The sequence below is a fragment of the Clostridium aminobutyricum genome, from assembly GCF_017255415.1.
Lineage (GTDB): Bacteria > Bacillota > Clostridia > Peptostreptococcales > Anaerovoracaceae > Aminipila > Aminipila aminobutyrica.
This window is the reverse complement of the sequence record NZ_JAFJZZ010000001.1, coordinates 87,151-106,053: the sequence shown is the minus strand read 5'-3', so window position 1 is coordinate 106,053 and position 18,903 is coordinate 87,151. Positions and strand designations below refer to the sequence as shown.

Here is an 18,903-nt window from a genome sequence, read left to right as displayed (position 1 = left end):
CGGATAACAGGAATTGAATAAGCTCTTTATTGTTGCCGCTTTTATCCAAATATGATATGGTAACCATAACAAATCTAAATCATTATATAGTATCTTTATTCTTTTGTTCAATACAGGAGGTATTCTATGGTAAAGCTAAACATTCCCCTCTCCACTCCCAAATTCACCTTAAAAAACCGCCTTGCCTTCCCGCCGATCGCCACGGGCAAAGCCGATGCGGAAGGACATTTGACACCGGAGCTGCTCTCCTATTACAGGGAAAAAAGTGCGGACGGCTGCTTTGGTCTGATCATTGTAGAGCATTCCTATATTTCCAGCGAAGGAAAAGCACGCGGTGTGCAACTTTCGGCCGCAAACGATACCGACCTTGATGGGCTCTCCCGTCTTGCAGACGCCATCCGGGAAAACGGCTCCTTTGCCGTTTTGCAAATTAACCATGGCGGCAGCGCCTGCGCGGACTGTGACCATCCGATGATCGCTCCTTCCGCAGTCATAAATCCATTTTCCGATAGAATGCCTCGCGCGATGACACACGACGACATCCGCCGTATAATCGATTTGTTTGCCGCAGCCGCCCGCCGCGCGCAAAAGGCCGGATTTGACGCGGTGGAAATTCACTCCGCTCATGCCTACCTGCTGAACCAGTTCTATTCCCCTCTTACCAATTATCGGGAAGATGCATACGGCGGCTCCCTCGAAAACCGTGTCCGGCTGCACCGGGAGGTTATCCACGCCGTGCGCCAGACCGTTGGAGAAGCCTACCCCATTTTTATGCGTCTAGGCGCGTGTGATTACCTACCCGGCGGCAACACCACCGAAGATGGCGCACAGGCTGCCGCACTGCTGGAACAGGCTGGAGTGGATTTTCTGGATGTTTCCGGCGGTTTTTGCCGCTATACGATAAAAGACCGGACCCTTGCAGGATATTTTTCGGATTCCAGCATCGCCATCCGCTCCGCTGTACAGATTCCAGTCATGCTCACCGGAGGCGTCACCACAGGTCAAGAGGCTGAGGCTTTGCTGGAGCAAAATGCTGCGGATGTAATTGGCGTAGGGCGCAAAGCCATGGCAGATTCCGGCTGGGCACGGCGCGCTTTGGATTCCTTGCAGTAAACGGTTTTCCGCAATAAAAAATTCGAACACTCATTTTCAAAGGTGTTCGAATTTTTTTGTAAAGATGGTGGAAAAAAGATTTTCCGATTCAACTGCAACAGGGGCATACACACCTTGTTTAATCAAAAATAAAAATGTCTTCAATAGCAGTATTAACTACTCTCGAAATGTCTATTGCCAATTTGAGTGAGGGATTGTATTTTCCCGCTTCGAGCCTAACAATTGTTTCACGGCGCACCCCAACTCTTTCAGCTAATTCATCCTGCGTTAAGTTTGCAAGCTGGCGGTATTTTTTTAAGTTAGATGTAAATTCACCCATAATAGCCTCCCGTCGCTCAGTGTTTTTCATAGTAGTAAAATACCCCCGCATAAGTAATCATACTCGATGCCCATGCAAATGCACTTACAATGACCATAAACTCCTTTGTTCCAAAGGGTTGTGTTGCACTCCAGCCGATGATGAACACCGCCAGCATTGGAATGTAAAAGGCTTTTGCCGCAGCTTTTTGCGAGTTTTCTACAAACCGCTCGTCACGCATTTCCTTAGATAGCTTTCCAATTAGAAAAAAGGCGAAGAACGCAAAAAAAGAAAAATAAAACAAATCGCCAACATCATGCGTAGAAAAATATTGGAATCCAAAGAACCCGAAAAAGCCAAAAAAACCATAAAAAGGCGCAAATCTCTTTAACTTGTTATACATAAAAACTCCTTTGTGATATATTTATATCTTTATGATACAAATATATCACTATCATAAATGTATGTCAAGTATAACTATGAAAACGGCATCTGCCCGGCTGGGCACGGAGTGGTTTGAATTCCTTGCAGTAAACGGCAAAGTACATCCTATTTTCCGCAATAAAAATTCGAACAACCATTTTCAAAGGTGTTCGAATTTTTTTGTACAATCGTGGGAAAAAAAGACATAATATCCCCTTCGTGGAAATACTATGCCTTTATGTGTCATTAGGTCAAAATAGATGCACTATAATTTACCTTATATTCCAATCCCATGAGCCATCTCTCTGACTTCTAACGTAATACTTTTTGTGGTATAAATCCATAGCTTCTCTATACTGACTTAATAACAAAATCACATCGCTATTCGTAGGAAGATCATCAGAATCTAATATATCAAGAAATTCAAATACATCTTCATTCTTTAAAATTTCTTTTAAGGGATTAAGGATACGATTTATGGCTTTTACCTTATAAGCGTTTAATGGAGATTCTGGTTTTTTCTTCGATAATTCTTGAATTTCATTATATGTAGCTGTTAACAACGGCAAAAGCAATTGATACTGATTAACTTCAATTTGAGTAATTTTATCCTTCATGGAGTTTTCTCCTATCTCGTAAAATCAAATGATGGGTGCGTTGTCTTTATTTCTTCTTTACTATTCGGAATAATCCAGTACCAATTTCCAGACAACATCTTTACATTATCCATTTTTAGCTTTTCAAGACATTGAATATATTGAGAAAGCACAAGGACAACATCACTGTTTGAGGGTATATCTTCTTCTTGAAATAAGTCAAAATCTGCAAAAGGTTTATATTGCTCATCCAGTAAAGTATTTGCTTGTGTCAATAATTGGTTAACAAATTTAAGTTTAAATTTATTAATAGCACCATCTGGAGACTTTTTTGAAAGAATTCCTAATTCTGAGTAAATATTTTTTATTTGGAAATGTAACTTTTCAAACTTATCTATAAGTTCTTTTTTCATAAACTAACCTTCTTTCTTTTAAGATGGACAAGAGCGAATGAATTCAACGTATTTTTTATTTATAATTTCCATTGGGTCGCGTTGTTTAGTTTCATATACATCAACCATTAATTTTAAATCCTCATCAGTAATACATAAGATACATTTTCTTTGCCCCGACCATAAGTCAATAGTATTTTTATAAATACTTTTCTTAAGAGGATTACGAGTTAAAATAATTCCAAAACGACCAAATTGTTCAGAGAGATATCTATTTACTTGATTTATATGTTCTCTAGATACTTCTTGGACGTTTTTCATTTCAAACACAATTTGTCTACAATCATAATTTTTATATAGATCTTCTAATAGAGGGAAAGAGCAATTGTTATAAAATATCAAATCTCTTATTTGCGTACCAGATTCTATACGGCTTTGTGCTTGTGCAAAATCCAGATGCGGATATAACAAAGAAGAAATCAACCGTGTGCAATAATCTTCAAATTTTTTATCTGCATTATTTTCCTTTCCTGTAGGCAACTTTAGTATTCCACTTAAAGATTTTTTTGCTGAAGTTATAGGTATTTGTTTAAATAGAGGATCATTTTTACAATCAGATTGGCAACGTTCTTTAGCTGAAATATATGCGGATACAACGTCGTAATTTTTTCTATTATAATCTAACACCTGTATTTTTTCAAAATTATTTTCTTCGCCAGCTTTAATATATCCCTTATCAAAATACTCATCATAGTTAATCCAAGGCGTATACCTCAGCCACCTTTTGGGTACTAAAATAATCGGGCTTTCATTTTCGGGATTAAAAGGCAAATTGATATCTTCTTTTTCAAGTCGATGAGTTTTGTTGTTGTAAACCTCTATTTCGGTAAACATTTGCATCGGGATATTATATTTTTTACATTCATCTTGCGTAAAATCTATCATGAAAGATTTTAAAAAATTACATGCGATATCACTGACGCGATCTTTAGAAATATTATTTACATATAGTTGTATTTCTTCGAAATGTGAAAACCCCGATAATTTTATTGCAGGAACAGCATTAAACAAATCTAATATTTCGGATGCCGTCCTTTGAGAAATTTTAAGACCACGTTTTGACTTACCAGTACCAAGTCCCACTTCGCTACATTCAGATATATTTATTAGGGTGTCACTAGCTTCACTTATATTCCCTTTAATGCGTAAATACCCCAAATGATTAAATGAGTTTACCAATGAAAGATGCAAAGCATTGTCTTGTAGAGCAGGAGATTTCCATAAAAGAAATGGATCAAGATATAGCGGAATATCTTCATCTAAAAATGGAATTGCAAAATCAACTTCTTCTTGAGTGATCGGAATATTAAAATAATCAACTAATCTCGGACGTATTATTACCATATAATCACCACACTTTTATTAAACTGTTATCTAATTAAATCGTTACTCTTTATTTTGCCACTCATCAACGATAGGTTTCCAGTTCAAATCTCTAGTTTCTTTGTTCGTCCATACATCCCAGAAAGCCGGATCATCTGAGTTGGGTCGTTTGCCTAACGATAATTCTCTAATCTCAACTACTGTAGGCAAAGGAACCGAAGTTCCTAATACAATTGCTTTTTGGGTTGGTAATGAGGGTAACTCATCAAGAAGATTCCCCAAATTATCTGGAACTAGTTTACGGATAAGTTCTTGATCTCTATCATTAACAATTCTGTGGAGTATGTATGAGTTGCATTGGGAAAGTACAGTTTGGGAAAGCTCTGATGGTCTTTGAGATGATAAAACAAGTCCTAATCCAAATTTACGACCTTCCCGAGCAATTCTTTCGAATATATGTGTACACAATTTATCCGCTGAAAATTCTTCAGTGCTTTCAGTATATTTCCTTATAAATGTATGTGCTTCTTCCATCACTAATATCGTTGGTAATTCTTGTGAATAATATCTTCTATATCTCTGTAAAGACTCAAAAATCAATCTTGATATAACTGAAACCACTAGATGTATAATATCTAAAGGTACTATAGAAAGATCAATGATACAAATTTGACCTTTTGAGGATGATTGATTACTCACAAAATCATTAATCCACCCCAATAAAGTTTCTCCTGATTGGTTTCCAATTACAGATGATATTGTTGTGTTATTTAAAAGACTTTTAATTCTCATTATAATGAATTCGATATATTGCTCAGAATTTGTATCTTGAGAAATTAAATCCATATATGGCGCTAAATATTGCAAGTCAAATTCCACTGGCATATCTTCATTAACAGTATAACATTCATCTAACCCACCCAATTTTTTAATGAGTTCAGCTAATGTAGTAATCAAGTCATCAATAAATGCTAAAGAAAATGCGTCATAATATTCAACATTTTCTCCGCTTTTATTAAAAGATTTTTTATTTGATTTTAACTGCTGTTCAATTTTAGTGTTTAAAGAGGTTAGTAAATCCTTTATACCATCTTGATCTGATGCTAACTTGGATATAAAATAATTAATATTTTCATAATGCTTATTAAGAGTTTTACCAAAATTAGTTTTGTCGACAATATACTCTTGTGAAGCATTCGCACGTTTCGCAAAACATAACAATTTATACAAATATGTCTTAATAGTCATATCTATATTTTGCATATTCGTAACAGTAGTAGCCTCATCATTGCTAGCTTTCAAATCCCTTAGTGCTTCCCGTAAAATAGGTTTCTGCGTTTTTCCACTAGCTTGTAAAACACCTGCCCATTCTTGGCTTGTCCATAACCATCCCGGAATTCGAAGTTGTTTTTTATTAATATTCTTCTGATCGTTTTTATCAAGGTTGACACAAGAGTATTTTATATCAACATCTAAATCGTTAAAAGCGTTTTTATACTCTCCGTTTGGATCAAGAATTATAAATCTAGCATTGGGGGATTTACCAATACTGGATTTCGCAGCTTCCAATGACCAGCGTATAATTCCTGCTACTGTACAGGACTTACCACTTCCGGTATTGCCTAAAACAGCCAAATGTCTTCCAAACAATTTATCAGGAGATAATTTGATCTCTTGGTTTCCTGCAAGAGGAGAAATCCCAATGGAAATAGTAGCATTTTTGTCTGCGTTATACACTATTGCACCTAATTGTTCTTGCGTTGGTAAAACAATTGAATCACCAACTGTAGGAAAAGAAAATAAACCTCTTTCGAATTCGACTCTTTCAAATGTTCTTTTTAGTTGTCCCAACGGATTTAAATAAATTGCCCTTGACCCTTGTGGTAGATCGATATATGTTTCATTATTTTTATTATTCAAGTGATTATAGCCAATCCAAGAAACTATTGAAACAACCCAACCAGCCTCATTAGGAATTAATAAATAGCTATTTAATTTTGGGAAAAAACTGATATTTCCATCAGTAATTGCAACGCTAAGTGGAGCTTCGTCCAACAATATTCCCTTTATTTCCTTGGGAGATACGCTATCTACAGTACCAATACAACGACTTCTTAGATTTTCAAATTCATTATTCATTTTCTTCACCATATGTTAAAGAAGCTTCTTGGTCATTTTTAGGAGAATAGCCCTCTCTACGTTTTAGAATATCGCTTGCTAATGAAGTAATATTATCAATTGCAGATTTTGGCAAATAGTATCTTACTAAATTCTCCAGATTTCCCAATTCACTACCGCAGAGTAAAGTTACTTGTGAGGAATTAATTTCTTGCAAAAAGTTTTTTAATCTGTCATCTATACTATAACTTATTATGACAATATGGGATGATGGAACTCTAAGCATTTCCAAAATTATCTTATTAATATGTGAATCTCCAAACCCATACCCATATGTAATTAAAGAAGAATTTGGTCTACAAATTGAATAACTAAAATCTCGGAACAGCTCAGAATAAGGATAATAAGCAGTTTCAATTGACTTCATGGAATTAGGGAAAATCATTAATTGGTCTTTATAATCACTAACGTCTTCTAAGTTTTGCGCTCCAAATTTTAAATTTGCTTTAATGATTTTATTTTTTCTTTGAATCCAATCCAATGATCCATGTATCTTACTATAACGAACAACACCTTCAACGTATCTAAAGTCATTTTTGCTTCCCTGCACTATATAATGATAATCCAAATTAGGAGATAAATTTTGAAATACAGGTTCAATTTTTCCTAAAAATCTATCGATTATATTTATTCCAGCTTTATCACAACCGTATTCAATAAACCTATCATAATTGGTTGTAAATATATGCAACCTATCTCTTGTTGCTGACCTACTAGAAAAAGTCAACAGGAATGATTTTAAAATCTGCAAAGCATAGTGAGATTTACCATTTTCGTCCTCTATAAGGTTTTTGTAAAACATTTGTTCCGGGCTGAGAATACTATCTGCAAATTGCTTTAAGACTCTATCAATATCATCACCTAAAATTTTCGTCGAATCAGACTTTCCTCCGATTTCCAATCCTCTATATAATTCTAGAGCAGTTCTAATATCATCCTCAATATTAGCATTACCACGTCCTAGCCTTTTTGCACTATTATTTGCGTAAGTCTTTATTTTTTCTTCATATTGCTCAATAAATGTCATGCGATTCATTGAAGCTGGGGGGATTTCTGCTATCGAACAAATTGCTTGTGTTAGACCCGTACCACATAAGAGGGATAAATGGTCACTTTGAAGTATAGCACTCAACCACGGCTCAATTTTTTTCCTATATGAATCCCTTAAACTATCGTTGTTTGCATTATCAGCCATATTAAAATCACCTAAAGAATCCGTATAATTACCTATCTTTAAATAATGTTTTTGATCCTTAAAGTTTTCTTCTATAACACTCATTACGTTCACTCCCCATACCTATTTTCTTAACTCTACCATCCTTGGGCTTCACCGCATCTTTAGGTATTGCCCAAGTAACCCCAAACCGAACAGCGCCCGGTATTTTACCCTGTGCGCAAAGCACCTGCACCCGGCGTGGAGTGATTGTCCATTTTTCTGCTGCTTCTTTCGCTGTCATATAGTCCATTAAAACGTTCCTTTACCGAATAAATATTATATATCGCAGCGGCGAATAAAGCAATCAGATTCGTGTAAATTATGGAAATATTCACAGTATTATGGTGAAACGGATTGAAAAATAACATAATCGTTTCTTTTTCTTTACTTTTATTTACTATTTTAAACCTACAATTGGCTTACATTCGCTACGCTCATTCCAGATATACATTTTTTATACACATAATTATGCTGAATTATTCATATCAAAATTTGTACATAATTAAAGGTACTATATATATAATATTTATATTATGCTTTTAAAGATGTACAACTTTTAACTAATTATTCCATCTGTTCCATTTTTGATTTTATAAATTAAATAAAAAATTATCAGTAAATTGTAGTATTAAAAAGGTATATTTTCATCTTCATCATACTCTTCCTCAGCTTCTTCAATATATTGATCATTATCTACCCATATTGAATCATTCAGAGTTAAAATATCTTCATTATGTTTTGATGAACGATAAGGGTAATACTCTATGCCAAAATCATTTTTACTGGTCTTATTTGCCACTGCTTGATGAATACTATTTTTGAATCTCAATATCAACTCATTTATATCTGTTTTAAATTCCCTACCTTCAACAGTTTCATCAATCAGTTCTATTGTGTAAACGTTCCAATAGCTTAATGGACTTATTTCTAAATTAGTATCCTCACACAAAATATTGCAAACTTTTCTTTTGAATTTTCTATTTGTTTTTGGATTTGTACGATGATAATGAGTAATTTCCATTTCCTCTAATACACTTTTCTCAACTTCTTTAATTCTATGGTATGTTTCATCATCATAATCAACAATTGTTTCTCCTTCAATGACATCATTTACTATGATATCATTACTCCACGTAATAGTATTATTTCTTTCAAGCCTGTTTAAAGCCGTTTCAAAACATTTCTTAACTATTTCTTTTAGTTTTTTGAGAATATGTAAGAACTAAACCCTTGCTCATTTCTTTTCGAATTGAATAGTATTCATATCCTTCCTTTTGCAGGTCAGAATACTCTTGTGTAAATAACGGTATAATGTCTTGGAATAATTCATGGAAACTTAAACTTTCAATCTGCTCTTCAGACAATAAATCTAGTATTAGATTATCCATCAAATCTTCATATATTGTATGGGCTACATGTCCACCATTATTTACTCTGCCATCATTTTTTCCTTTTGGAATATCATAAACTTCATCAATAATATATTTTTGCCCTTGCGTATGGAATGTACAATATCTTTTCAATTCTTTCATTTGTGCAATTTTACCGTTACCATCTTTTTCTTCTACCCCAATAATCTCACATAACTTTTTATAATTCTTAATTACCTGTCCTTTCTCTAAAGGAAAATCGTTTTTGTTCATAATCACCCTGCCTTTTCCTTAATTGCTTTGTAAATTGCCTTTCAACGCAAACAATCCAGACAGAGCCTCTTGAAATTCATTGCTGTCCTCAAAACTATAAACTTGTTTTCCTTCATCATTTATGTACTTATAGTACCTAAAGCCTAAAAATGATAGTGCTTCAGCAAGATACTTTTTATTAATATTGTAGAATTTGTTCATCTTTGTTTCTCCTCGTAAAATTTAAATTTAAACCTATGCATTACTAGCTTCTATTCCGTAATAAACTTTTATATGATCGGTTAATTTTTCTTTATCTATCACTGGGTTTAGAAGATTAGATTTAAGTTGCAATAGCTCATTACTTCATCTTTTATTAGCTTCTGCTATATCCTGAAGCTGTTCATTATAAGCAACTCCATACCATTCTTCTGTTTCATTCATTTTATTTCTCCTATAACTTTTATTTATCTTGAATAAAAGCTGTGTTTTAGGTACAATATTAATTGAATTATTTTGTATGAGCCTATTCAAAATAGATGTGGGGACATCTATTCATAAAGAATATGGCTTATTTTATTTGCAAAATTTAATTACAATCAAAAGCATCACCGCCTTTCAATTTACTATTTATATCAACAAACAGATAACTGCTTGTCTATATACACCGCTTTCAATCTTTAACATTCTACACAAATAGTCTTTGATTTTCTCCATTCCAAAAGTGCATCGTAATTCTTGCCGAACATAGCCTTTTCCAGTTCTTCAGTACGCTTTTGATTTTTTGTATCAATACCTTTACTTTCTTTATATAACTTTAAAATCCACAAATAACCAGGGCAATGACAATTATCTTTCCAAATCTGCACAAAATCCTCAAAATCTTTATCAGAATGAATTGTTTCTGTCAGTTCGTTCAATGCTTGTGTGCTTAATCTGTGATTATAAGTTACTATACCCACCGCCTTTAATCTTATATTCATTTCCATGATTGCTCTGATATTATCAATGTACCCAATAAATTCTCTGCTGATTAAACGTTGGTCGTAATAATTCTTAAGCATCTTATTAAATGCTTCAAAGTCTGCTAACTGTTCTTCTGTGGTTATCGCCTTGCATAATCTCTTAATATCTACAGGTCTGTAATCTACTGCCAAATTCTTGATTCCCTGTACTAATTTTGAGTCCTCTTTAATTGTAGATAGGTTTTGTTTTCTCATCTTTCTTTTCTCCTTCTTTTATATTTATTTTTTATATCCCCATTCTTTGTTAGTTTATATTGCCATTATATATATTCATATGTTTTATGTCAATCATATTTATGTATTTTTTATAAATATGATTGCAAACTAGTATCCAAATACTACATTTTATTTTTAGAAATCGCTCTATTATTTTCAATTAATTTTATATTTTATACACCTATTCACATATTTAAGCTATATTTTTATATTTATTGTCAATAAAACGTATTTTTTATAGGAAATTCAATTTAATGTTTTTTATACTTATTACAAATTATAAACGTTACTCATTTATACGCTTATTTTTTATTGCATCCATACTTATTATATGTTATAATTCTTATAAATTATAAAAAGAGGTGAATTTAATGAAAGTCATTTCAATGAATGATACACTAAGACAATTATTAATTATGGAACGTACAAAAAAAGGTTGGAATAAATCAAAATTATCAATGGAAATAGGAAAGGCTAATAATTTTATTTCTTTAATAGAAAGCGGTACAATTAAGAGTATAAAAAAAGAAGATTTTAAAAGTATTTGGATTGCTTTACTTAATTTAAGCCAAGAAGAAGCTGAAGATTATATAATAGAACTTATTAATTCCGAAAGTCAAATTGAATCTAATACAGAAGATAGCAATAAGGATGGAGAAATCGTTTATTATGATGAGGAGAACAATGATAATAACCTAAAAAGTTTTAAAAAAATAACAGATAATATTCAATTTAAGTTTGATAAAGCTTTCAAAAATAATTCTCAATATGCTTTTGCAAGCGTAGGGAATTTTATGGAGAATATACAATTTGATATAGGTTTTACTCTTGCACTAATTAGAATCCCATTTTATCTTTTAAAAGGTACGGATAAATCTGTCAGACAAGAATTATTCAATGATATTAGTGATGTCGTAAAAAAATACTTAGATAAATATGTAGTTAAAGATTCTTCAGAAGAAAAAAATAATAATGAAATATAAACATTTACAAAAAAGCACTCAAGTTATGAGTGTTTTTTTGTATGTAAATACTGAAATTGCAAATATGCCCACTCTGCATCATGTACATGAATTCATTGAAATTGGTGGGTTTAAAGGTTTTTAAGATAAAACGCAAGCAAAAATTGTATTGCTCTTAGTATTAGATGATAATAGGATTTTATATTATCACGCTCAAATACAAAGTATCGCCCTACCATTTATAAGCATTGAAATTTCAATATATTTTTGTATTTGTAGCTTTTGATTTAATATTTAAATTGCAAAGTAAATATAAATATATCAGCAGTTGAATATGCAAATTTCTTAATTGCTCATGCTTTCCGTTTTGTCGGATTCATTTGAAACCTTCAAGATGAGGGTGTCAAAAGGTGCGTTATTAAAGACGTACCTTTCCATATGTACGGAATAATGTTCCGGACCTTACAGACAATAGATGGAAAACTAAATTTCATTTCCCTTTAGAAAGATTATAGAGGTTGTTCAGATGCTTCCAGTTTCAAGGACTAAATCGCACGAAATAGTCCTTATTTTCGTTTTTATTATGTTTTAGGTACAATGATCCTCTTCAAAATTTAAATGGCTGAAACTGTCCTATAATCCATTTATATATAGTAGTCAGTTGAAAAAACAGCTTGCTGTGTGACTTAAAGAGATCACGGTCTATAGGAATATCGGTTTTACTGGATATTTGTAAAAATACCCTAATGAAAACGATATCGGTATAAGGAGTGTATATAATATTTTTTTTGATGTTTTTAGTCATTTATATTCCTTTTATTTTTAAATTTATTTCATAATTTCCCTGTTAAATTTAAAAACTAATCCGCTCATATCTTGCTCGCTATTTAATATTATAACTTGCGGTGTCTTAGTTTCAATATCCCAAAAATTAATAACTAGATAATTTAAACCTATTTTAGTTTTCTTTTCACCTATACCTGATAGTCCGCCAACAATAGCCCCAACACCACCAGTTAAGACACCACCAATAATAGCACGACCAATTACTGACTTACCTTTAATTAAAATTTCTTGTTTTGAAATGTGCTCTAATTTAATTATTTGGGACTTATGAATTTCTAATTTATTAGTTCCAAAACTTTTTAAATCAATACCATTTTTACATAATACTATCATCATTTTTTCATCTTGAAATTTCTCAAAATCATTATCTGATTTATCAAACTTACATTGTATTGCAGTATCTTTTGATACCTTTAAAAACATTCCTATATTTAAGTCATCTGGAAATATAGGACATACTAAACCGTTATCTTCAGCTACATTTTCATTCATATTGTCTATAGAAACAGGGAATCCACAATTAGGACAGGCAATAGCCTTACTGGATATTTCTTTACCACATTCTTCACATTTGATTAACATATTAACAACCTTTCTTTAAAGTAAGTTAAATTTACAAAATATATATTAATATTTACCTGCTTCCCATCGTTTACCACATTTCAAACAAGTAACCATTACTTTCTTACTTCCAACAAATCCACCTAATAATCCAGCATATCCTAACAATGCACCACCTACAACAGCTTTCCCTAACCCAAAGCCTTTGTTAAATGCTTGAATCTGAGTTGAACCGCAATAAGGGCATTTAACCGCACCTATATCACCAGTTTGATCTATACAATCGCGCTTTAAATCTTTTTTAATAATACTCTCAGTATTCCCGCATTGGCATATGATTTTAGGATTGAAATGATATTCATCACCGTATTGTTTATATTTTATCCTATGAATTTTATGTTCCGTTCCGCATTCCTCACATTTTACTATTATATATTGACCATCTTCTTCTATAAAAATCATAATGTCAATCTCCTTCAACATGCAACACAGTTATATTAAACGTTTTGCTTTTATAATTCCTCAATACACTTCTTACAAATATTCTTACCGTTCACATTCTCTAAATCTTTCATGCTCTCACATAAGATACATGAAGGATTGTACTTCTTTAATATGATGTATTCATCATCAACATAAATCTCAATAGGGTCTTTTATCTCTATATCTAATACCGTTCTTAATTCCTTTGGAAGAACTACCCTTCCCAATTCATCTACTTTTCTTACTATGCCTGTTGCTTTCATCCTAGATCACGACCTTTCCTACTATTCTTACTATATGTTAGATAATTTTACCATTATAGTTTTGAACTGTAAATGAATAATGGTAATACATTATTTAAATATCCTCTTCACTTTTAATTTTCATAATAGTGATTTCCTTATAAAAATAGCCACTTGTTAGTCCTAATTTCGAAGATTATTGCCTTTTGGTATTATCTATCCATTAGAAAAATAAAGTGGCTTATATCTTTCTGCAAATTGATTTTATGCTATGTATATATAAGTTCCTTGTATAATCTGATTCCTGTAATCATTCCTTCTTCAAAATCCTTAATCCCCTTATTCTCTCCATAATCTATAATCATATTGAAAAGGTTTTCTGCATCATCATAGGATAATTTAGAATGTAGCTGTTTATTCAGTTCTGATAGATCATTATTTATTAACTGCTCATAATCATACTGCATTGGAATATCTAATTGATCTGAATGATATATTAAGTGCGCAATATTAGATAAAGTTTCCTTATTTATTAAACGCTTTTCCATTTTATAATCACACTCCTATCGTATTTTTATCGTATGGTTTTTCTTAACGATATTTTCTAAGGGGTTATACTCTTCAAAATCTACTTGCAAATCTTCAAGCGATAAATTTAGATATTCTTTTGTAGTTGAAATATCATTATGAGTCATCAGTTTTTGAAGCCTAAAGACATCACCGCCATTTAGCAAATAATTATATGCAAATGAATGTCGAAACATATGTATTGAAGTCTTTTCAATTCCTCTCGCCCTGTTGTAGTTTCTTATAGCACAAGTGATACAACCTCTGCTCATTTGATCTGCCGTACTGTTGCAGAATAAATAATCATTGGTTTTCCCTTTTCTGTATTTCAAATATTCTTTTAAAATATCAACCAATGAAGATGTTAAAGGAAGTATCGTTTCTTTTCTATTCTTTGTCACACGCAAGAATACAACGGCATTTAATAAATCAATATGTCCGATTTTAATATTAATAATTGAATTAAGCCGTTGACCTGTTCCAATTAAATAATTCACGATTACCCAATTTCTATATTCAGTAAAACCACATTTCTTTAAATCTGGCTTTTTCAGCAATATAGTAAGTTCCTCTTTTGTGTAAACACTTTTAATGGGCTTCTCAAATTTAGGCATCTTAATGATAAATCTTTCAATCCAACCTTTCTCCATAAAAAAGTAAAACACCGTTCGTATACCACCTATGTACGTTTTGATTGTCTTTCCCGCAATACCCTTATTGTTAAGAAATAGAAGATACTTATTTACAAGTAATTCCGTAACCTCTTCAATGTCATTATCAAGGCTATAAAAAATTTCGAATGAACGTATTACATTCTCATAATACTTAATCGTGTATTTTGAATAATTTCTTACCTTACACATCAATAAAAATTCTTCACAACCATCTTTAATGCTCCTACTTTCGCTGTCACACATCTTAATTTTAGACATAAAAAAACCACCTTTCTGCCTCACACGGCTCATCATTTTTCTCAAAAGACCGTGTGCGTTAAATTAGTGGTTATAATTTCATCTTGTAAAAGAAAAAACCTTGAAATCATTTAAATTCCAAGGTAATTGGTGCGGATAACAGGATTCGAACCTGCATGTCTGTTCAACACACGGACCTGAACCGTGCGCGTCTGCCAATTCCGCCATATCCGCAAATTATAATTGCTCAGTGCTTTTTAACCAGCTCAGTGAGCCGAAATCAAACACTACCTTACGATTATAATACTGCTCTATATCTCATGTCAATGCAAATTCATTATTAAAAACCGACAAAACAGAAAAGAATTTTTATCATTTTAATTTTTCGGCTAAACACATTAGACAATTTCTCTTAATTCTATTTCTTTAAACCATGAGGGTGCTACAGAAGATTTGTTTATTACTTCTTTATTGATAAATTGCTTCTCAGGTATAAAATCATACGCATCATATATGCAAAGAAGCGAAGTGGCGGTATATTGTATCGCTGTGCTTAAAGAATTTTCTAAACCTAAAAACTCATCTTGTGAAGTCTTTTCGATTGCGTAGGCAGGCTGGCCAATCCAGCGGATTCCACTATATTGTGTCAACTGCTCTTTTAAACCTATTTGATTAAGCTTATCTTTTAAACTGATTAACCCCTCTTGTTTGTTGCTCAGAACAAGATCCTCAATACGTCTGAACTGAATGGAATGAATAGCTATTTCTTTGGCCTTCAAAAACTCTATTAATCGATCATATAGCTGTTCCTGCATGGAAATGTAAATCAGTTCGTTATTCTTTATGCCCTCCGTAATATAAATAAGTAGGTTAGCAAAAAGATGCTTTTCTCCATAATAATAGAAAGTGGAATAGGTTCCGAGTCTGTCTTTTAAACTGCGTAAATCAGTAATGTTCACGTTCAGATTTTTTTCACAGAATGCGCATTTACAGATCAGTTTATCTAAAGCTTGACTGCACCCGATAACCCGTTCATCTAAAAAGCTTATAGCGTCTTTCGATATTAAATTATTCAAATTCTTTTTATACTCTTCTATTTCATCATTTAAGCTGCAACCACTACATAAAAACTTCATCGTTCCCTCCATTTAGTATACTCTATATGCGTATTATACCATATTTAGACAAATAGGTAAACTAAATATAAAAAAATGACATCATTTTTCGATGTCATTTTTAATAAAATATTTATGGGTCTTACTATCTAATGATTTCACAGTCACTCACGTCAACGGCTGTTCCCATTCCCTTGCAGGAAACGATAAAAATTCTCTTCCAATAGTTGTTCCACTTCGGAAGCTTTCCTATTTTTAATAGTGGCAATGGCCTGAATCGTACCTGAAAGAATGCCCGGCAGTTCTTGTTCATATACTTTTCGTTCCAGCACCCATTGAACGGCCATAGCTCCATCGGTTTCCACCAACAGTCTATCCAGCGGCACTCGTTCAATCAATGAGCTGACCGCTTGATTCCGTTTAAAATCCGGGCCAACAGTAAAATAACAATCCTGCTCCAGGTATTCTTCCAAATGTTCTTTACAGGAATACCAATGAAGCAGCTTTTTGACAGAATAATTCCGGAGGATTTGTGCAATCTCTTTTTCCTGTCCTTTCGTATGCAATACAATTGGTTTTAAAAGAGCCTCCGCCATGTCCAGTTGGGCTGTAAAGACTTCCCGTTGAATCATCAAATCGATGTCACACCATACGCTGTCCATCCCGATTTCACCGATTGCATCCGCGTGTCTATAGTAGTTTTCTAAGGCTGCCACCCGCTCTGAAGTTTGCAAAGGCTTTTCTTCGGAGCAAAATTTTTTGGATTTCCACGGATGAATTCCGAATGATACAAAACAGGTAGGCTGACTTTGCATCACCTGCTGTGCTGCTTCATACTCACAAACCGACTCGGCATTAATTAACGCACCGATTTGATATTCTTTACATACTTTTATAAATGGTTCCGTATTTTCCGCATCAATATGTACATGGCTGTCAAAAATCATGATCCCTCCAAATTGTTTGATTGGTTCTTTAGCAGGTGGTAAATTTCTTCTCTAATTTCCTTTTGGGCGAAAAGCCACTCTTTTGTACGATGTTTTTCCATGATGACAAGCTCTCGCTGAACGGAAGCAGGTTTCCCTGATAGAACAACTATCTTATCGGACAAATAGATCGCCTCATCGATATCATGAGTAACTAACACCATAGTTCGGTTCAGCTCCTCTCGAATGCTGAGAAGCCAATCCTGCATGTCCCCTCTGGTAATCACATCTAACGCCGCGAAAGGCTCATCTAAGAGCAAAATATCCGCCTTGCACAAAGCCGTTCGGAGGAATGCCGCACGCTGTCGCATGCCTCCTGAAAGCTGGAACGGGTATTTCTTTTCATATCCGGCAAGTCCGAAACGTTCAAAAATTTTTTCGGCCTGCTGCCGCATAGGCTTTATATTTCCATGAATACGTCCATATAAACAAACATTATCCATGATGTTCTTCCATGGGAGCAATAAATCTTGCTGCGGCATATAAGCAAAATGCTCCGAAATTCCTTCAACAGGTCTGCCATCTACCAGTACTTGACCGCAATCAGCCTGAATGAGTCCTGCTATAAAATTCAGCAAAGTAGATTTACCGCAGCCTGAAGGTCCCAATATACTGACAAACTGTCCTTCTTCCACTTCCATATTCATTTTTTCCAAAACAGCGTTGCCCTGAAAAGAGCAAGATGTATCAATCACCCTCAGTTTCATTTTAACCTGCTTTTCTCAAATCTTTTCGATTTATTTACTTCTTTTTAATAAATTCGTTCGTATAGCATTCCGCTGCCGGAATGGATTTATCAATCAAACCGTTTTCTACCATGAAATCAGTATAGCCATCCCATACAGAATCTTTCATCAGGCCCCACACTTCGCTGTCTTCACTGTACTTTTTCGCTAGATATTCCTGTGATTCCTTCAGCATTTCTAAATCATACGTATCTGCATACTTGTGCAAAATTTCTGCAGAAGCGGCCGGATTGTCTATCGCATATTCATAGCCCTTTGTTGTTGCATCCATAAATGCCTGAACCAGCTCAGGATCATTTTCAATAGTATCGGTATTTGCAATAATCACAGGAGTATAGTAATCCAGCCTCTTATCCAAGCTTCTCAATTCAATGTAGTTTAAATCCAAGCCTTGTCTTGTTGCTGCTATTCCGTCCCACGCCCAAAACATCCACATAAGATCAATCTTATTGTCCAATGTGCTGTAGTCTGCACCATCTGCCGTAACCATTGTCAATTTGCTGAAATCTGCTCCCGCCGCATTCATCACCGCATGAATAACCGCTTCTTCAGAGGGGGCTCCCCATCCTGCGTACACTTTATTTTCAAAAGCCTTCGGTGTCTGAATATGTTTAGAGGCGATAGACGCAAAGCCGGACGTATTATGTTGAATGATCGTCGCTATGGCTTTAATGGGAAGCGGATCTTTCGATGCTAACGCGTAGGTTACATCTTCCTGATAACTAATACCGAAATCCCCTTTTCCGGCAGCAACCAGCGTTGCTGTTACCCCGTCTGTAGGCTCGATAATTGTTACATTTAAACCGGCATCTTCATAATATCCGAGATCTTTCGCCGCATATAGTCCCGTATGGTTCGTATTCGGAACGTAATCCAAAATAACCGTTACATCTTTTAATTCAGATTTTGATGCATTCTCTTCTTCCGTCTTCTTGTTTCCGCAAGCGGTCATTGAAAGCAGCAATGCCGCCACCAGTCCAATACTTATTAGTCGTTTTTTCATTTTCTTCTCCTTCTCTTTT

General features: G+C 33.8%; 23 protein-coding genes and 1 tRNA gene. 2 read left to right on the top strand and 22 right to left on the bottom strand.

Annotated features, from left to right (window positions below; genetic code table 11):
• The first annotated feature begins 126 nt into the window (after positions 1-126).
• Positions 127-1,113, top strand: coding sequence for an NADH:flavin oxidoreductase (locus JYB65_RS00545; protein WP_206580639.1), 987 nt, complete (start codon positions 127-129; stop codon positions 1,111-1,113).
• Between the two features lie 118 nt (positions 1,114-1,231).
• Here the strand turns inward: JYB65_RS00545 and JYB65_RS00540 are convergent, their stop codons facing one another.
• The 12 genes from JYB65_RS00540 to JYB65_RS00485 form a co-directional block, all read right to left on the bottom strand.
• Entirely contained in the window at positions 1,232-1,432 is a 201-nt protein-coding gene (locus JYB65_RS00540; RefSeq protein WP_206580638.1) for a helix-turn-helix transcriptional regulator, read from the bottom strand.
• Between the two features lie 16 nt (positions 1,433-1,448).
• Positions 1,449-1,814 carry a DUF2178 domain-containing protein gene (locus tag JYB65_RS00535; protein ID WP_206580637.1) on the bottom strand — a complete coding sequence of 122 codons (366 nt, stop codon included), beginning with the start codon at positions 1,812-1,814 and terminating at the stop codon, positions 1,449-1,451.
• Between the two features lie 292 nt (positions 1,815-2,106).
• On the bottom strand, positions 2,107-2,451 hold the full coding sequence (locus tag JYB65_RS00530) for a hypothetical protein (RefSeq protein WP_206580636.1): 345 nt from the start codon (positions 2,449-2,451) through the stop codon (positions 2,107-2,109).
• 11 nt (positions 2,452-2,462) lie between these two features.
• Entirely contained in the window at positions 2,463-2,843 is a 381-nt protein-coding gene (locus JYB65_RS00525; RefSeq protein ID WP_206580635.1) for a hypothetical protein, read from the bottom strand.
• 18 nt (positions 2,844-2,861) lie between these two features.
• Positions 2,862-4,226, bottom strand: coding sequence for a hypothetical protein (locus tag JYB65_RS00520; RefSeq protein ID WP_206580634.1), 1,365 nt, complete (start codon positions 4,224-4,226; stop codon positions 2,862-2,864).
• A 42-nt stretch (positions 4,227-4,268) separates the two neighbouring features.
• Positions 4,269-6,344: an ATP-binding protein gene (locus JYB65_RS00515; RefSeq protein ID WP_206580633.1), complete on the bottom strand. Its 2,076-nt coding sequence runs from the start codon at positions 6,342-6,344 to the stop codon at positions 4,269-4,271.
• Positions 6,337-7,662: an SIR2 family protein gene (locus JYB65_RS00510; RefSeq protein WP_206580632.1), complete on the bottom strand. Its 1,326-nt coding sequence runs from the start codon at positions 7,660-7,662 to the stop codon at positions 6,337-6,339. The genes JYB65_RS00515 and JYB65_RS00510 overlap by 8 nt, the downstream gene beginning before the upstream one ends.
• Positions 7,637-7,849: a helix-turn-helix domain-containing protein gene (locus JYB65_RS00505; RefSeq protein ID WP_206580631.1), complete on the bottom strand. Its 213-nt coding sequence runs from the start codon at positions 7,847-7,849 to the stop codon at positions 7,637-7,639. The genes JYB65_RS00510 and JYB65_RS00505 overlap by 26 nt, the downstream gene beginning before the upstream one ends.
• A gap of 378 nt (positions 7,850-8,227) precedes the next feature.
• Positions 8,228-8,620, bottom strand: a complete 393-nt coding sequence (locus JYB65_RS00500) for a hypothetical protein (protein WP_206580630.1) — start codon at positions 8,618-8,620, stop codon at positions 8,228-8,230.
• Between the two features lie 163 nt (positions 8,621-8,783).
• Positions 8,784-9,242 carry a hypothetical protein gene (locus tag JYB65_RS00495; protein WP_206580629.1) on the bottom strand — a complete coding sequence of 153 codons (459 nt, stop codon included), beginning with the start codon at positions 9,240-9,242 and terminating at the stop codon, positions 8,784-8,786.
• An 18-nt stretch (positions 9,243-9,260) separates the two neighbouring features.
• Complete coding sequence (locus JYB65_RS00490; RefSeq protein WP_206580628.1) at positions 9,261-9,443, bottom strand: hypothetical protein; 183 nt, start codon at positions 9,441-9,443, stop codon at positions 9,261-9,263.
• A gap of 458 nt (positions 9,444-9,901) precedes the next feature.
• A complete protein-coding gene (locus JYB65_RS00485) occupies positions 9,902-10,441 on the bottom strand; it encodes a hypothetical protein (protein WP_206580627.1) in 540 nt (179 codons plus the stop codon).
• A gap of 392 nt (positions 10,442-10,833) precedes the next feature.
• Here JYB65_RS00485 and JYB65_RS00480 point away from each other — a divergent pair, with 392 nt between their 5' ends.
• Complete coding sequence (locus JYB65_RS00480) at positions 10,834-11,445, top strand: hypothetical protein (RefSeq protein WP_206580626.1); 612 nt, start codon at positions 10,834-10,836, stop codon at positions 11,443-11,445.
• 807 nt (positions 11,446-12,252) lie between these two features.
• Here the strand turns inward: JYB65_RS00480 and JYB65_RS14840 are convergent.
• From JYB65_RS14840 to JYB65_RS00430, 10 genes are all read right to left on the bottom strand, one after another.
• The gene (locus tag JYB65_RS14840; protein WP_245156547.1) at positions 12,253-12,852 is read right to left on the bottom strand and encodes a zinc ribbon domain-containing protein; all 600 of its coding nucleotides are present in this window, start codon (positions 12,850-12,852) and stop codon (positions 12,253-12,255) included.
• A gap of 45 nt (positions 12,853-12,897) precedes the next feature.
• Positions 12,898-13,293 carry a hypothetical protein gene (locus tag JYB65_RS00470; protein WP_206580625.1) on the bottom strand — a complete coding sequence of 132 codons (396 nt, stop codon included), beginning with the start codon at positions 13,291-13,293 and terminating at the stop codon, positions 12,898-12,900.
• Positions 13,294-13,343: 50 nt separating this feature from the next.
• Positions 13,344-13,577 (bottom strand): AbrB/MazE/SpoVT family DNA-binding domain-containing protein, encoded by a 234-nt coding sequence (locus tag JYB65_RS00465; protein WP_206580624.1) that lies wholly within the window; start codon positions 13,575-13,577, stop codon positions 13,344-13,346.
• A 248-nt stretch (positions 13,578-13,825) separates the two neighbouring features.
• Entirely contained in the window at positions 13,826-14,104 is a 279-nt protein-coding gene (locus JYB65_RS00460; protein ID WP_206580623.1) for a hypothetical protein, read from the bottom strand.
• A gap of 15 nt (positions 14,105-14,119) precedes the next feature.
• Positions 14,120-15,055, bottom strand: coding sequence for a tyrosine-type recombinase/integrase (locus JYB65_RS00455; RefSeq protein ID WP_206580622.1), 936 nt, complete (start codon positions 15,053-15,055; stop codon positions 14,120-14,122).
• A 127-nt stretch (positions 15,056-15,182) separates the two neighbouring features.
• Positions 15,183-15,268: transfer RNA gene (locus JYB65_RS00450), tRNA-Leu, on the bottom strand.
• A 164-nt stretch (positions 15,269-15,432) separates the two neighbouring features.
• On the bottom strand, positions 15,433-16,170 hold the full coding sequence (locus JYB65_RS00445) for an MEDS domain-containing protein (RefSeq protein ID WP_206580621.1): 738 nt from the start codon (positions 16,168-16,170) through the stop codon (positions 15,433-15,435).
• A 152-nt stretch (positions 16,171-16,322) separates the two neighbouring features.
• Positions 16,323-17,096: a TatD family hydrolase gene (locus JYB65_RS00440; protein ID WP_206580620.1), complete on the bottom strand. Its 774-nt coding sequence runs from the start codon at positions 17,094-17,096 to the stop codon at positions 16,323-16,325.
• The gene (locus tag JYB65_RS00435; RefSeq protein WP_206580619.1) at positions 17,093-17,842 is read right to left on the bottom strand and encodes an ABC transporter ATP-binding protein; all 750 of its coding nucleotides are present in this window, start codon (positions 17,840-17,842) and stop codon (positions 17,093-17,095) included. Before JYB65_RS00435 ends, JYB65_RS00440 begins: the two co-directional genes overlap by 4 nt.
• Before the next feature lie 34 nt (positions 17,843-17,876).
• On the bottom strand, positions 17,877-18,884 hold the full coding sequence (locus JYB65_RS00430) for an ABC transporter substrate-binding protein (RefSeq protein WP_206580618.1): 1,008 nt from the start codon (positions 18,882-18,884) through the stop codon (positions 17,877-17,879).
• Between the last annotated feature and the right edge of the window lie 19 nt (positions 18,885-18,903).